The 14,978-nt window shown below is 56.2% G+C and carries 16 protein-coding genes, 1 pseudogene and 1 riboswitch; of the genes and pseudogenes, 5 read left to right on the forward strand and 12 right to left on the reverse strand.

Annotation, left to right across the window (positions count from 1 at the left end):
- Positions 1-20: 20 nt before the first annotated feature.
- Positions 21-230, reverse strand: a complete 210-nt coding sequence (locus tag ACIQ2T_RS06855) for a cold-shock protein (RefSeq protein WP_295446162.1) — start codon at positions 228-230, stop codon at positions 21-23.
- A gap of 196 nt (positions 231-426) precedes the next feature.
- Positions 427-762 (reverse strand): hypothetical protein, encoded by a 336-nt coding sequence (locus ACIQ2T_RS06860; protein WP_397590168.1) that lies wholly within the window; start codon positions 760-762, stop codon positions 427-429.
- Between the two features lie 196 nt (positions 763-958).
- On the opposite strand from ACIQ2T_RS06860, the gene ACIQ2T_RS06865 reads away from it, so the two are divergent.
- Positions 959-1,939 (forward strand): Stealth CR1 domain-containing protein, encoded by a 981-nt coding sequence (locus ACIQ2T_RS06865; protein WP_397590169.1) that lies wholly within the window; start codon positions 959-961, stop codon positions 1,937-1,939.
- A 3-nt stretch (positions 1,940-1,942) separates the two neighbouring features.
- Here ACIQ2T_RS06865 and thiC read toward each other — a convergent pair whose 3' ends face one another.
- The 4 genes from thiC to ACIQ2T_RS06885 form a co-directional block, all read right to left on the reverse strand.
- Positions 1,943-3,802 carry a phosphomethylpyrimidine synthase ThiC gene (thiC, locus tag ACIQ2T_RS06870; RefSeq protein ID WP_397590170.1) on the reverse strand — a complete coding sequence of 620 codons (1,860 nt, stop codon included), beginning with the start codon at positions 3,800-3,802 and terminating at the stop codon, positions 1,943-1,945.
- A 34-nt stretch (positions 3,803-3,836) separates the two neighbouring features.
- Positions 3,837-3,944, reverse strand: a riboswitch (TPP riboswitch).
- 150 nt (positions 3,945-4,094) lie between these two features.
- A complete protein-coding gene (locus tag ACIQ2T_RS06875; RefSeq protein ID WP_397590171.1) occupies positions 4,095-4,523 on the reverse strand; it encodes a DUF2141 domain-containing protein in 429 nt (142 codons plus the stop codon).
- On the reverse strand, positions 4,489-5,223 hold the full coding sequence (locus ACIQ2T_RS06880; RefSeq protein WP_397590172.1) for a sterol desaturase family protein: 735 nt from the start codon (positions 5,221-5,223) through the stop codon (positions 4,489-4,491). The genes ACIQ2T_RS06875 and ACIQ2T_RS06880 overlap by 35 nt, the downstream gene beginning before the upstream one ends.
- Positions 5,224-5,247: 24 nt before the next feature.
- Positions 5,248-6,306 (reverse strand): MBL fold metallo-hydrolase, encoded by a 1,059-nt coding sequence (locus tag ACIQ2T_RS06885; RefSeq protein WP_397590173.1) that lies wholly within the window; start codon positions 6,304-6,306, stop codon positions 5,248-5,250.
- 185 nt (positions 6,307-6,491) lie between these two features.
- On the opposite strand from ACIQ2T_RS06885, the gene crtY reads away from it, so the two are divergent.
- Genes crtY through ACIQ2T_RS06905 form a run of 4 tightly spaced genes read left to right on the forward strand, consistent with a single transcriptional unit; the run spans position 6,492 to position 10,643 of the window.
- On the forward strand, positions 6,492-7,658 hold the full coding sequence (gene crtY, locus ACIQ2T_RS06890) for a lycopene beta-cyclase CrtY (protein ID WP_397590174.1): 1,167 nt from the start codon (positions 6,492-6,494) through the stop codon (positions 7,656-7,658).
- On the forward strand, positions 7,655-9,142 hold the full coding sequence (locus ACIQ2T_RS06895; RefSeq protein WP_397590175.1) for a phytoene desaturase: 1,488 nt from the start codon (positions 7,655-7,657) through the stop codon (positions 9,140-9,142). The genes crtY and ACIQ2T_RS06895 overlap by 4 nt, the downstream gene beginning before the upstream one ends.
- Entirely contained in the window at positions 9,139-9,720 is a 582-nt protein-coding gene (locus ACIQ2T_RS06900; RefSeq protein WP_397590176.1) for a TIGR00730 family Rossman fold protein, read from the forward strand. Before ACIQ2T_RS06895 ends, ACIQ2T_RS06900 begins: the two co-directional genes overlap by 4 nt.
- Positions 9,717-10,643, forward strand: coding sequence for a phytoene/squalene synthase family protein (locus ACIQ2T_RS06905; protein ID WP_397590177.1), 927 nt, complete (start codon positions 9,717-9,719; stop codon positions 10,641-10,643). Before ACIQ2T_RS06900 ends, ACIQ2T_RS06905 begins: the two co-directional genes overlap by 4 nt.
- A gap of 30 nt (positions 10,644-10,673) precedes the next feature.
- Here ACIQ2T_RS06905 and ACIQ2T_RS06910 read toward each other — a convergent pair whose 3' ends face one another.
- The 6 genes and pseudogenes from ACIQ2T_RS06910 to ACIQ2T_RS06935 form a co-directional block, all read right to left on the reverse strand.
- A complete protein-coding gene (locus ACIQ2T_RS06910; RefSeq protein WP_397590178.1) occupies positions 10,674-11,474 on the reverse strand; it encodes a 3'(2'),5'-bisphosphate nucleotidase CysQ in 801 nt (266 codons plus the stop codon).
- On the reverse strand, positions 11,467-12,813 hold the full coding sequence (locus tag ACIQ2T_RS06915) for a TldD/PmbA family protein (RefSeq protein ID WP_397590179.1): 1,347 nt from the start codon (positions 12,811-12,813) through the stop codon (positions 11,467-11,469). The genes ACIQ2T_RS06910 and ACIQ2T_RS06915 overlap by 8 nt, the downstream gene beginning before the upstream one ends.
- A gap of 45 nt (positions 12,814-12,858) precedes the next feature.
- Positions 12,859-13,206: a hypothetical protein gene (locus tag ACIQ2T_RS06920; RefSeq protein ID WP_397590180.1), complete on the reverse strand. Its 348-nt coding sequence runs from the start codon at positions 13,204-13,206 to the stop codon at positions 12,859-12,861.
- Positions 13,207-13,276: 70 nt separating this feature from the next.
- Complete coding sequence (gene queE, locus ACIQ2T_RS06925; protein ID WP_397590181.1) at positions 13,277-13,915, reverse strand: 7-carboxy-7-deazaguanine synthase; 639 nt, start codon at positions 13,913-13,915, stop codon at positions 13,277-13,279.
- Complete coding sequence (gene queC / locus ACIQ2T_RS06930; protein WP_397590182.1) at positions 13,912-14,589, reverse strand: 7-cyano-7-deazaguanine synthase QueC; 678 nt, start codon at positions 14,587-14,589, stop codon at positions 13,912-13,914. Before queC ends, queE begins: the two co-directional genes overlap by 4 nt.
- Positions 14,590-14,867: 278 nt before the next feature.
- Positions 14,868-14,978, reverse strand: a pseudogene (locus ACIQ2T_RS06935) (IS5/IS1182 family transposase); the annotation flags it as partial.

Here is a 14,978-nt window from a genome sequence, read left to right on the forward strand (position 1 = left end):
TTTTTTAACATTTCGGCTGATTAATCAGCTGAAGACAGGTTAATGGCCGAAGCCTTACCGTTGCGGCCGATTTCGACTTCGAAATTCACGCGCTGTTCTTTATCAAGCGAATGCATGCCGGCTGCCTGAACGGCCGAGATGTGTACGAAGCTGTCATCACCGCCGCCATCAGGCGCGATAAAGCCATAGCCCTTGTCTGCATTGAAAAATTTTACGGTGCCTACTGGCATAATATGTTCCTTTCACGAAACAGGTGACCACCTGACAACAGCGCCAAGTGGGTAGCCAAGTCGTGGTAGGAAAGACGTTGCACGTTCCGATCATCTGACCCGATGCGTGCTTCAAATTCCGTCGCGGTCGACGATAGCGTATTATCAGTATACGCTTCATTTACCTAATGTGCAAACAGAAGCGGAAGATAGCTACTTATTCCGGCTCACCGGCACTTTCGGACACCTGTGGAGCAAGCGTATCGCCCAATCGTTTCCGGTTGGCGACAACAGTTTTGGAATAATGCGCGATGCTGCCACTGACGATGGCTTCGGGGCTGCTGCCGAGCTTTCCGCGCATCAGATCACAGCCAAGCGTGATATTCGCCGCGACCTTCTCCGCCACCATCCGCTCCGCCTCCCGCGCTGCATTCGGCCCGCCAAGCGCCAGACTGCCGATGCGCATCGCGATCACCGTGTTCGATTCCGCGGCGAGCGCCCAGGCATCCATGCCAATGTCGAACCAGTTGGGGGTTTTGGGTGTCGTGGTCATGACCTACCCTAACCCGCCCCGCCAGAATGTCACGCGGCAATGAAGGGGTGCTGTCCGGTGGGCGTGCGCGCCGCGTCGTGCATCATATCCTAACGATGACGCGCCCCCACATGCCGCCTCCCACCTCCATACTTTCCATTTCCCAAAACCCCTCCACACTCCTAAGGGCCGCTATTACATTTTTGTGACGAGTTTCATGTTTGAAGTTGATGCAGTCATTACTTGGGTGGACGGGGCGGACCCTTTGCATCGGGCGAAGCGGGAGCGGCATCTGGCGTTGGCGCAGGCTGACGCGGTGGCGCAGGCGCGTGCACCATTGCATGACAATGGCACCAACCCCCATCGGTGGCTTTGCAGTGACGAGCTGAATTATTGCGTGCGCTCCATCGCCAACAACGCGCCTTGGGTGCGGCGGATCTGGATCGTTACCGATAAGCAAACGCCGGAAATTATGCAGCTTCCCCCTGAAATCGCCGCAAAGATCAGCATCGTTGATCACAGCGAGATTTTTGCAGGCAATGACGACGCGTTACCGACATTCAATTCGCTGTCGATTGAAACAATGCTGTGGCGCATCCCCGGCCTTGCCGAACATTTCTTATATTTCAACGATGATGTTTTCCTAACCGCGCCCGTGACGCGCTCGGATTTCTTTGCGGGCGATGGCCCAGTGCTGCGCGGCCAATGGGCGGACCACAGCGACCTTGTGGCATGCGGCGCGCGGCGTGATGACGCAAGCATGCTGAACCATTATAATCAAATCAACGCTGCGCAGATGATTGGCTATACCGCCGACCAAGTGTTTGAAAGTGCGCATGTCGTCCACCCGATGCAGCGTTCGGTGATGGCGCAATTGTTCGATACCTATCGCGACGCGTTTATCGCCAATGCCAGTTTCCGCTTTCGCGATGCAGGGCAGTTTCTGCCCCAAAGCCTGCATAACCACGCCTGCCTTGCCCACGGAAGCGCCGCGATATTGGACACGCGCGATTATCTGCACGTCGCGGTGGGTGACATGGACCAATATTCGGCAGAAGAGGTCAGCGGCTTTTTACGTGGCAGCGCACGCGACGCGATCAAATTCCTGTGCGTCAATGACCTACCAGAGGTCGAACGCAGCTTCCCCGATGCACGTTTGTGGATCGAGGAAGCGATTACCCGTTCAGGAGCTGCCTAACGCTTAATCATGTTCACGGTCGCCCGCGCCCATATACAATTCGCGGCCGGTTTCGTCATAGACCTTGCTCATCTCCGCCATTCCAGCCTCTGCCTCTTCGGTCGCGATGAACGCTTCGGCGGGCTGGTTTTGAAGCTTGGCGAACTCGCGCACTTCCTGGCTGATTTTCATAGAGCAGAATTTAGGTCCGCACATTGAGCAGAAATGCGCGGACTTTGCGCCTTCGGCAGGCAAGGTCTGATCATGATATTGCTCGGCGGTATCGGGATCAAGGCTCAGGTTGAACTGGTCGCGCCAGCGGAACTCGAACCGCGCCTTGCTTAAGGCATCGTCGCGGACCTGTGCGGCGGGGTGGCCCTTAGCCAAGTCGGCGGCATGCGCGGCAAGCTTATAGGTGATCACGCCAACCTTGACATCGTCACGGTCGGGCAGGCCCAAATGCTCTTTCGGGGTGACATAGCAAAGCATCGCGGTGCCATACCAACCGATCTGCGCCGCGCCGATGCCGCTGGTAATATGGTCATATCCCGGCGCGATGTCGGTGGTGAGCGGTCCGAGCGTGTAGAATGGTGCCTCGCCGCACGCCTCCAACTGCTTTTCCATATTCTCCTTGATCTTGTGCATCGGCACATGGCCTGGCCCTTCGATCATGACCTGAACATCCTGCGCCCATGCGCGCTTCGTCAACTCGCCCAGCGTATACAGTTCGGCAAATTGCGCTTCGTCATTGGCATCGTAAATGCTGCCGGGGCGAAGGCCGTCACCGAGCGAATAAGCGACGTCATAGGCCTTCATAATCTCGGTGATCTCGTCGAAGCGTTCGTAGAGGAAACTTTCCTTGTGATGCGCAAGGCACCATTTCGCCATGATGCTGCCGCCGCGTGACACGATGCCGGTCATGCGCTTGGCCGCGAGCGGAACATACGGCAGGCGGACACCGGCATGGATGGTGAAATAATCGACGCCCTGTTCGGCTTGTTCAATCAACGTATCGGCGAAGATTTCCCATGTCAGGTCCTCGGCAACGCCGCCGACCTTTTCCAACGCCTGATAAATCGGCACGGTGCCGATGGGAACGGGCGAATTGCGGATGATCCATTCGCGGGTGTCGTGGATGTTGCGGCCAGTCGACAGGTCCATCACGGTGTCCGCGCCCCAGCGGATCGACCAGACCATCTTGTCGACCTCAGTCGCCACATTTGATGCAACCGCGCTGTTGCCGATGTTAGCGTTGATCTTGACGAGGAAATTGCGACCAATCGCCATCGGTTCGGATTCGGGATGGTTGATATTGTTTGGAATGATCGCGCGACCACGGGCAATTTCGTCGCGGACAAATTCGGGCGTGACATAATCGGGGATCGATGCGCCAAAGCTTTCGCCATCGCGCTTATATTCGGCAAGGCGGGCGCGGCCCAGATTCTCGCGTTCAGCAACATATTCCATTTCGGGGGTGATTATGCCTTTGCGGGCATAATGCATCTGGCTGACGTTCATGCCGGGCTTGGCGCGGAGCACCTGTTTACGGACATTGGGGAATGGCGCGACGCCGCCGCTGCGGTCGGGCCCAAGCTGACCATTGTCTTCGGGCTTGACCTCGCGCTGCGTGACTTCAGTTACATCGCCGCGCTCTATGATCCACGGACGGCGGATTTCGGGGAGGCCCGCGTTGATGTCTATATGCGCATTGGCGTCGGTATAAGGGCCGCTGGGGTCATACACGCGCACTGGCGGCTCGCCGGACGTTGGCTCAAGATAGATTTCCCGCATGGCAACGTTGAATGGACCCACATGAATTTTCTTGCTGCCGCGAATGGGGCCAGTGGTGACGCCTATTTCACTACGTGCTGGGATATCTGCCATGCTTACTCTCCAAAATTATATGAGGAGAGCGCGGATGTTGACTGCCGCTCCCTCCCTACGCCCGTGCCAACGGGATCAGGTTCAGCGGGTCGTGGGCATTACAGCACCACCTCTCAGTCATGCGACTCCCCGGGGGTATTACGGTTTTAGAAGCAATCATCAATACTGTCCAGCGTGGCGTGGTTACCCAATCTGGCGGCGATGTGACGGGCGATCTTTTGGCATCATTGATCAACCGCGAATAACTAACAAAGCTATACAGACCCCAGCCTCCATAGCGCCGGAGATGCAATTAAAGCATATATTTCATCTGGACCCGTTGGCTAACGTCTGCCGCATTAATGGCGAAGGCGGCCGAGCGAAACTTGGGCGGTCCGGTCATCACCGCAGGATTGCGTGAAAAGCCATAACCTTCTCGTGGCAAAAACACTGCCATGTCCATTTTGCTGTTCGAATTTTCGTCGTGAACAATGGCCACGGCATATGTACCGGGGCTCACGCCGTTGAAGGAGACCATAGCGGCATTATTAGCCGGCACATTGGCCCGAAGGCTTTTGGGATCCTTGCTGCAATCGGGGAAAAAACGTGGATTTGCCGTGACGCATACAAGGACATTGCCCTTACTGCTGCGCAGGCCATAAATATTCACCTCAAGCGTCACGGCGGACGAAGCGGCCTCAGCCCCGCTAACGAGGACGGTGGTTCCAACTGCCAAGCCCAAGATCAGTGCCGCACATTTTGTCCCAAAACCTGAAATATAAACCATAATTCCCCCGATACGCATCATGATGCTTCTGGTGATGCGTTGCTGTTATCAGCCATTGTCCTAATTTGCCGTTAACTATGAATTTCGGAAAGCATTCCCAGCCCATATGGTTGGTCACCCCCATTATGGTCATGATCGCTAGCACAGCGCCCAAAGCCCCTACATGAACAGGTATGATAAAAACCAACGCAGGAATGACAAAGGCGCCAGAAAAGGCCTCCCATGGATGAAAGGCCATCGCTGCCCATGCGGTTGGCGGGCGGCTTTCATGGTGCACGGCATGCGCCGCCTTGAACCAAAACGGACGATGCATCAGCCGATGCGTCCAATAGAACCAAGTATCGTGCACAAATAGATACAGGAACACTGATACCGGAAGATACCACAAGGGAAGTGCGTCTATGTCGCGGTAAATCTGCGTCCAGCCTAAGCTCTCCCAGCCCCAAGCAACAATTCCGGCTGGTATGCCGTAAATGGCTGCGCTGGCTAGGCTCCATTTAATCTCGCTTTTGATTTGCTTATCAAGGCCGGTGTAGAGGCCGGGCTCACGCACCCAGGTTGCCCAGGCAAACGCCCCGCTAACAAGCAAATACCGTATGCCGACAATTGCCGTCATCGCAGCGGCAGACATAATCAAGACACGCAAGCTATCCATCCGCCGCCCTTACATGCGTTGCTATCACTTTAGCAAATTGCGCGTTTTAAATTCATGCGGTCCAGAGATACTGATCACATCACCATCCTGCATTACGGCAATTGGCCCATCATATCGGTCCGCCGCTTTGCCCAACAGCACAAACTGAAGCGCCTTCGGCACCGATGGAACGATATGGGTAAAGGCAAGCATGCCTACCCCCGCAGACTTCGCCACATCGGCGGCTTCTTCAGGGCTGATGTGGTAATTCTCTATGTCCTTAAAGATTTTGGCGCGGTTGGTCATTCCCGCCTTTTGCGCGCTGCGGGCTAGAATATCGACGATGCGTGGCGAAAGCATCTCACTCACCAACAGGTCCGTTCCTTTGGCGGCTGCCGCAAGCTTAGGTGTAAAGGCAGTGTCGCCCGTGATGGTCACGCTTTTACCCTTGAACGCCACACGATACCCGAATGCTGGTTTGATAGGGTCATGGTCGACTGCAAAGGCTGTGATGCGGACGTTGTTCGCGTCATAGACAGTTCCTGGCTGAATGGCCGTGCCTGCCATGCCAAAACCGGACGGCGACACCACAGATTCGCCGTGATGCGCAATGCGGTAGGTGGAATCAATGCGATAGGCCGCGTTCAGTCCTTGGGTAATTTCCGTGACGCCTTCGGGGCCGGACACCGTTAAAGGTGTTTTGGCGGATGCACCTGCCCAGCGTTGCAAAGTGAATGGACCAAGGCCTTCAAAATGGTCGCTATGCAAATGGGTCAGCCACACGCCTTGTACTTTGTCCAGCGGCATCCCCATCAGAGACAATGTTTCGCCGGAGCCTTCACCCATGTCAAAAACAAACAGCCTGCCACCCGCAATAACGACAGTGCACGCGGCAGCACGATCGCGGCTTGGTAACGGCGAACCTGTTCCGCAAAAGCCGACATGTAATTGGTCAGCAGGTAAGTCCGCCATGACGTTGCGTGTCATAGCTGTATCTGCGGCACGGGTGATCAGCGCCATCGCGATTGGGTCGCGCTGCGTATACGCAACGCCGCCAACAACAGCCGCGAGCCCAAGTGTCGCCAAAAGCCATTTTTTACGCATTTTACGTCCTCCCAATTGAACCGCCCTTCGCCACGAAGTCTTTGTGTATCTAGGCTTACCAGTCTGGAATAGCATCAGAAAAATTTTGCTGTACCCTGCGCGTTACCGCACCAAGTATACAGAAAGCTGTGTATGACCTTGGCAGAGCCCTTTCCCTTGTAAAACGGCTGCGCTAGGGCGTTGAGGTGACACTTGAAAATATCAAATGCGACGTTGCCATCGTTGGCGGCGGTCTGGCCGGCGGGCTGATCGCGCTGGCGCTTGCCAAGATGCGGCCCGAGTTACATGTTGTTCTCATTGAACAAGGTCAAAGCTTTGGCGGCAATCATATCTGGAGCTATTTCGCGAGCGACATTTTGCCTGAGCATCGCTGGCTGACTGCGCCCTTGGTCACTTATGGCTGGTCGGGCTATGAAGTTAAATTTCCTGCACACAGCAGGTCGCTCGACAATATCTATTACACAATCGAGTCCGAGCGGCTTGACTGGGTTTTGAGGAAAAACCTTCCTGCATCGTCGCTCATGTTGGGTAGGGAGGTTAAGGCCGTTTCGCCCCGTCTTGTCGTGCTCGACGGCGCGCAGCGGATCAACGCTGGCGGCGTTATTGACGTGCGCGGCGCAGGTGATCTGAACCATCTCGACTGCGGTTGGCAAAAATTCACCGGGCAATTGATGCAATTGTCTGAGCCGCACAACATTACCAAGCCAATTGTCATGGACGCCACGGTGGACCAGCATGATGGCTATCGCTTCGTTTATGTCCTGCCCTTTGGCATGGATAAGCTGTTTGTCGAAGACACCTATTACAGCGACAAGCCCGACCTTGATCCGCGCATTTTGAGGCAACGGCTGGCGGCTTATGCCGACGAAAAAGGTTGGAAAGTCGAGCGCGTCCTGCGTGAGGAAAATGGCGTTCTGCCAGTCGTTATGGGCGGCGATCTGGAGAGCTATTGGAATAGTGGTAGTGGCCGAACGGCAAAGGCCGGCGCGCGCGGCGCATTTTTTCAACCTGTGACCAGTTACTCCCTGCCCGATGCCGTGCGCAACGCGATTTTCATTGCCGAGCAGCCTGAACTTGATGGTGACAAGCTGAACCTCGCGCTGCGTCAACGGGCAGAGGAGCATTGGCGTAAGGGCAAATTCTTCCGCATGCTGAACCGCATGCTCTTCCGCGGCGCAGATGGTGCAGACCGGTACAAGATATTGGAACGGTTTTACCGGCTAACGCCCGGATTGATCGCGCGCTTTTACGCAGGAAATACTACACTTGGAGATAAGGCGCGGATCCTCTCCGGTAAGCCACCCATTTCGATAAGGCGGGCGATAAAAGCGATCCGGAGCAAAAAGAAGTGAGCAAAACTGCTGCGATCATCGGTGCCGGATTTGGTGGCCTTGCGCTTGCCATCCGTTTGCAATCGGCCGGTATCGCCACCACCATAATCGAGGCGCGGGACAAGCCCGGCGGCCGTGGCTATTATTGGGAGAAGGACGGTTTCACCTTCGATGGTGGACCAACAGTCATCACTGACCCGCCCTGTTTGGAGGAATTATGGGCGCTGTCTGGACACAAGATGGCAGACGACATCGAACTGATGCCCGTTTTTCCATTTTATCGCCTGAATTGGCCAGACGGCACGAATTTCGATTATTCGAACGACGCGCCAGGTCTGAGAGCAGAGATCGAAAAGCTGAACCCCGAAGATGTCGAGGGCTATCGCAAGTTCCTCAAATATTCAAAGGGCGTGTATAAAGAGGGCTATCAAAAGCTGGGTTCAGTCGCGTTCCTCGACTTTGCATCGATGATTAAGGCTGCACCGGCATTAATGAAATATCAGGCCTGGCGATCCGTATATTCGATCGTATCGTCTTATGTGAAAGACGAACGCCTACGCCAGGCATTGTCTTTCCATACCCTGCTGGTCGGCGGAAACCCGATGAACACCAGCGCAATTTATGCGCTCATCCACACCATCGAAAAAGAAGGCGGCGTGTGGTTTGCTAAGGGCGGAACCAACCGCCTCGTCGCGGTTATGGTGACGCATTTCGAACGGCTTGGCGGTACTATCCGCTTGGACGATGCTGTCGAAGAGATTGAGACACGCGGCGACAAGGTCATCGGCGTGCGCACAAAATCGGGCTGGCGCATGGATTGCGATATGGCGGCATCGAACGGCGATTTGATGCATAGCTATCAGGACCTGTTAAAAAGCAACAAGCGCGGCGAGCGGGCGACTAACGCCCTTCGTCGTAAAAGTTGGTCGCCATCCTTGTTTGTGCTGCATTTGGGCATCAAGGGCACTTGGCCAGGCATCCCACACCACATGATCTTGTTTGGCCCACGATATAAGGGCCTGCTGGATGATATCTTCGTTAACGGCGTCTTACCAAAGGACTTTGCCCTCTATTTGCACCACCCAACCGTGACCGACCCAAGCCTTGCGCCGCAAGGTTGCTCAACATTTTATGTACTCGCGCCGGTTGCGCATTTGGGCAAGGCACCACTTAACTGGGATGGCGATGTGGGCGAGGCAATGACGGAACGGATATTGGACGAGCTTGAACGCCGATTGATCCCTGACATCCGCAGCCGGATCATGACTCAGTTCCATTACACGCCAGCCGATTTTGGCCGTGACCTATCGGCCCATTTGGGCAGCGCGTTCAGCCTAGAACCCGTTCTTTGGCAGTCCGCCTATATGCGTGCGCATAATCGTGATGACGCAATATCGAACCTGTATTTCGTCGGTGCGGGTACGCACCCCGGCGCTGGCATTCCCGGTGTTGTCGGCAGCGCAAAGGCAACCGCAGCATTAATGATGAAGGCAGCAAACGCATGAAGCGCCTAGCAGTTTATTGTGGGTCAGCGACGCCCGAGAACCCGCTTTACATCAACGCTGCCCGCGAAGTCGGCAAGGCACTTGCCACGCGCGGCATTGGTGTTGTCTATGGCGGCGGACGCTTGGGCCTTATGGGCGCTGTGGCGGACAGTGCGCTTGAGGCAGGCGGCGAAGTCATTGGCATCATCCCCGAAGCATTGGTCGGCGCAGAGGTCGCGCATAAGGGCTGCACGGAACTGCACGTGGTTTCCGGCATGCATGAACGCAAGGCCCGCTTCACGGACCTCTCCGATGGTTTTATAACCATCCCAGGTGGCGTTGGTACGATGGACGAATTGTGGGAAGCGATCAGCTGGTCACAGCTTGGCTATCACCAAAAGCCGGTTGGCGTTTTGAACGTTGCCGGTTTTTACGACCAGTTGATTGCGTTCAACCAGAATATGATCGATGTTGGTTTCATCCGGCCACAACATGCCGGGATCATGATTGTCGATGATAATCTAGATGGCTTGCTGGATAAGATGGCGGCTTATGTGCCGCACAAGACGATTTTCCAGATGAAAGCAGATGATTTGTGAGAGACCGCGCCGCGCTCGTAGCGTTCGCGCAAGAAAGCATTTCGCGTGGGTCGAAATCGTTCCGATTTGCCAGCCGCCTGTTCGACCGCACCACGCGGGAACGGGTCTGGCTACTCTACGCATGGTGCCGCAAATGCGACGATATGGCCGATGGACAAGATCATGGCGGCGCGATGGAGGCGGTAACTGATCCACAAGCGCGGCTTCAGGCGATACGCCAACTGACCGCAATGGCATTGGCAGGTGCACCCACAAGTGAGCCGGCCTTTGACTGCCTTGGCGTGGTTGCGCGCGAATGCGGAATTACCTCTCGCATGGCCGAAGACGTGATTGAAGGCTTCGCACTGGATGCCGCCGACTGGCGCCCGCGCCGCGAAAGCGATCTGTATCAATATTGCTACCATGTCGCAGGCGCAGTTGGTGTCATGATGGCGGTGGTTATGGGTGTTCCAGCCAACGATGACGCGACACTTGACCGGGCATGCGACCTTGGCCTCGCGTTTCAGCTTGCTAATATCGCTCGGGACATCGCCGAAGATGACGCAGCCGGGCGTTGTTATCTGCCCGATGATTGGCTCGCCATGCTCGACATCGGGCCGGGCGAACATATGAAGCCGCATAACCGCAAGAAATTAGCGCTCATTGGCCGCTGGCTCGCCGATGAGGCTGAGCAATATGAGGCATCAGCGCGCGTTGGCGCTAAGCATTTGCCCCTGCGTGCGCGCTGGGCCGTGTTGTCGGCCGCGGGCATTTATGGCGAAATCGCGCGCAAGGTCCGCGCCGCACAAGCCCACGCATGGGATCAGCGGATATTTACGAGCAGGCCGGAAAAATTCCGTTGGGTGCGCAAGGCGTTTGTCGATGCGATTGCCAACAACCCGCGCGATACGAACCGCGATATGTTGTGGACGCGGGTGCGGTAAATTTGTTTAGACCGTCATCCTGACACAGGTTCAGGCTGACGACAGGATACGCGCGGCCCGCTCAGACAACCGCTCCACAGCCGCCATATGAATCCCCGGCGCGCAGCAGATTAGTCCAAAATCCAGCGGCGCGCGTTTATTGTATGTTATAGTCTGGCCAAGCGCATCCGTCACAACCACGCCCGCCTCTTGCGCCACCAGATGCGCCGCGGCGATGTCCCATTCATTACCCCAACGCAATGTCGCCACAAGGTCGGCTCTGTCGCAGGCGACCATCGTCATGCGCATTGCGATGCTATTGGGTTTATCGACCGTTACCAGATCGGAATCCACGCGCGGCAAATCGTTGGCCGGTACGCGTGCTCCAGAGAAATCCTGACGTATGCTACCTGAAAGCTGCGTGCCGTTGCATATCACGCCCTCACCGCTGGCGGCGATCCAGATTTTGTCTTGCGCAGGTGCCGCCATGACGGCGAACACCGGAAGGCCATCGGCCACCAATGCCACTGACACGCACCAGCCGCTGCGTCCACGCACATAGTCACGCGTTCCGTCGATTGGGTCGACAAGCCAAAGCAAGCGCGCATCAAGCCGTGACGGGTCATCAACGGTTTCCTCCGACAGCCACGCGGCCTCAGGCAAAATAGCCCGCAACCGCGCTGTGAGCAGCGCGTCGACGGCTATGTCGATGTCGCTTACAGGATTATCCTTGCTCTTTTCCCACACTTTGGCGTCGGGAGCTGCGCCATCGCGCCAGCTGGCAAAGGCCAATGCCGCTGCCTCCTGTATGGCGGCAACAACGGCATCTCGGTCAAGCTGGCGCTCAGGCACCTGCGATCATCATGCCGTCGATGCGCAGCGTTGGGACATTTGTGCCCCGTGTGAATTCCAAGTCATTGGCTGCTGTCATCGCCGCAAACATATCCTTCAAGTTTCCGGCGATCGTGAATTCGCTGACTGCCCCGGCAATTTCGCCATTGATGATCAGGAAACCCGCTGCGCCTCGGCTATAATCGCCCGTGACGGGGTTTACGCCCTGTCCTGCGAGTTCATGCACATAGATACCATGCGTAATGTCCGCGATAAGTTCCGACACGCTGACGCTGCCGCCTTCCAGATGGACATTGGATGTGCTGACACCGGGAGCGCCGCCGATGCCGCGGCTGGCATGGCCTGTGGGCTCAAGTCCCAGTTGCCGCGCGGATGCGCTTTCCATCAACCAGCCCGTCAGAACACCGTTTTCAATAATGGAGCGGCGCGCAGTGGGCAGGCCTTCGCCATCAAAGGCACGCGAGCCAAGCCCGCGCATGCGATGCGGATCATCAACAATAGAAATGCTGCTGTCGAACAATTGTGCGCCAAGCGATCCGAGCAGAAAGCTTGTCTTTCGCGCAATCGAAGAGCCACCGATGCCGCCAAGCAAATGGCCTACAAAAGAGCCGCCAACGCGTGGGTCAAACACAACTGGCATCTGACCACTTTTGACTGTGCCGGGGTTCAACCGTTTAACTGCGCGTTCACCAGCGCGGGTGCCAATGTTGAAAGGGCTATCCAGATCGGCAAGGTGGCGCGTGGTCCGCCAGTCATAATCGCGTTCCTTGGCATCGCCATCGCCAGAAAGCACGCTGGCGGACATGCCATAGCCTGAGCCGGATTTGACGCCGGCAAAGCCATGGCTGGTGGCCAACGCAAAGATGGAGCGCCCAGCACTTGCGCCTGCGCCTTCACTGTTGGTTACGCCGGGAACGGCGCGCGCGGCGTTTTCGCATTCGAGCGCAGCAGCACGCAGCAGGCCGGGATCGGGATCAAGGCCATCATCCCCATCAAAATCTGGAACGGCGCCTGTCAGCAATCGATCCTGCGGCGCAAGGCCCGCATATTGATCCTCCGGTGCTTCTTTCGCCATGTCTATGGCACGCATCACGAGGCCGGCAAGAATGTCCGGGTTCATGTTGGACGAAGAAATGGTGGCCGACCGTTGGCCAACAAAAACGCGCAGGCCGATATCTTCACCTTCGGAACGTGCGACATCTTCCAACTGGCCAAGCCGCACTTGGACCTCAGTGGATGCATCGCAGACATAGACCGCATCAGCGACGTCAGCGCCGGCCTTGATGGCTTGGGAAACGAGATTGTGTGCGCGATCAAGCGCTTCTTGTGGGTTCAGCATTCCCCCGCTTAGGCGCGGGCAATTACAGCGTCAATCGAGCCGCAATCAAAAAACGGTGAACAGCACCGCCAATACAGCAGGAATGGCAATCGCCGCGCCCCACAGTTTCAGCCGATCTGCATAATAGCGGGTTTCAAGCCCATCACCTGGATACGCATTGGCGTTGAGCGCCTGCCAGCGCCGTTCCAAATTACGGCAAAGCGGAATGACTGCGCCAACAAACAAAACCAAGACAAAATAAGGGAAAATGGACGTCCCGCTGGATTCAATAGTCGGCGTCACCAAAAATATCAGCATTAGGGTGTAAACGACCAAAGCAAAGGCGATATGATCGGACATCCGTTTCGAATAGCTTTTATATGCGCGCAGATACGCTGATTCGGCTTTTGCCATTTTTTCTCTCCTCCATCCCGTCACAAGACTGTCACGTTCAGGAAGAGGTTTCAAGCAAATTTATACGTAGCTAGGGAAGGCCCAGAATCTTGTGGTTTTGTAAGGATAAACGCCATTTTGGACGCTCCATGACGAAGCGCGTCGCCGCCGATATGCTGGCTTCGTTCAATGCCGCATCACCCATATCCATGGGCTGGATGAGAAAATGGGCAAACTGCCATTGTTCCATGGCTTCAATGTCGCTGGTGCGCTGCGGCCAGACAAGCTTCAGCTCGTCGCCGACATGCTGGATAACTTCCGACCCTGCCTTGGGGCTGATACATACCCAATCGATACCAGGATGCACCAATATCGTGCCGTTACTCTCAATCGCGATTTGGAATCCGGCCGCGTGCAACGCGCAGATGATAGCATCATCGACCTGCAACATCGGCTCTCCGCCGGTGATTACGACATAGCGGCTGGCCGTGCCATCGCCCCACAACGCGGCAACCTTCGCCGCCAATGTATCAGCATCATAGCGCCCACCATTTTCGCCATTCGTGCCAACAAAATCGGTGTCGCAAAACTGGCAGATGGCGGTGGCGCGATCCACCTCGCGCCCCGACCAAAGATTGCAGCCGGAAAAGCGCAAGAAAACCGCACGGCGGCCCGCATGGACGCCCTCCCCCTGCAAGGTCAGGAAAATCTCTTTGACCGCGTAGCTCATGCGTAAATGGTCGGGTCAGGCAGGCCGGCATCGGCAAAGCCCTTGGCACGCAGGCGGCAGGCATCGCATTGACCACAGGCTTTGGTATCTGGGCTTGGATCATAGCAGGACCAACTCATGCCAGCGTCGAGCCCAAGGCGCGCAGCTTCACGGGCGATGTCGGCCTTACTCATATCCAGCAAGGGCGTGTGCACGGTAAAATGGTCACCTTCGACGCCCGCTTTGGTGGCGAGATTGGCGGTCGCCTCAAACGCGCGGATGAACGCCGGGCGACAATCGGGATAGCCCGAATAATCAAGCGCATTGACCCCAATCCAAAGATCGCGGGCATCGCGCGCTTCCGCCAAACCAAGGCATAAGGACAGGAATATCGTGTTGCGCGCTGGGACATAGGTCACCGGAATTGCGCCAGAATCCACGCCCTGCTTGGGCACATCAATATCCGCCGTCAGCGCCGACCCGCCAAAGCGCGTCAGGTCCAACGGCAGAATGATATGCTCCTTGGCCTCCAAATGCGCGGCAATACGCGCCGCGCTTTCAAGTTCTACGCGGTGACGCTGGTTATAATCGATCGTGAGCGCAATCAGGTCGTAGCCAGCCTCACGCGCCAATCCGGCCACGACCATGGAATCGAGACCACCGGACAAAAGGACGATTGCGGATTTGGTGTGCATTGTCATGCCGTCCCCATAGACCTTCGTACCGCGCAATGTCGAGACACCGCCCACGCGCATATCGTTTCAATACATCGAATGCGCTCGGGGCGAGCGGACGTTAGCAGAGAGACGTAAATGGTGCGCCGTGGATGATGAAACTGATAACATGTATATAGTTGATATTGTAATATAAATTATTGACGTGAGAAGATATACGGCTGCTGTTTCAAACCCGAAGAATTACTCCCTGTGTTTCAGACTAACGCAGTGTTGCAAGGGCTTAGGCTCAGGATTCATTAATTGATCCAGAAGGCGCAGATAGCGGCGATGGTGATAGCGGACAGGAAGGTATGTGCGCATCGGTCATAGCGGGTGTGGATACGCCGCCAGTCTTTGAGTCGCGCGAA

Origin of the sequence: Sphingorhabdus sp. (assembly GCF_044357595.1) — a bacterium.
In the GTDB taxonomy this organism is placed as follows: domain Bacteria; phylum Pseudomonadota; class Alphaproteobacteria; order Sphingomonadales; family Sphingomonadaceae; genus Sphingorhabdus_B.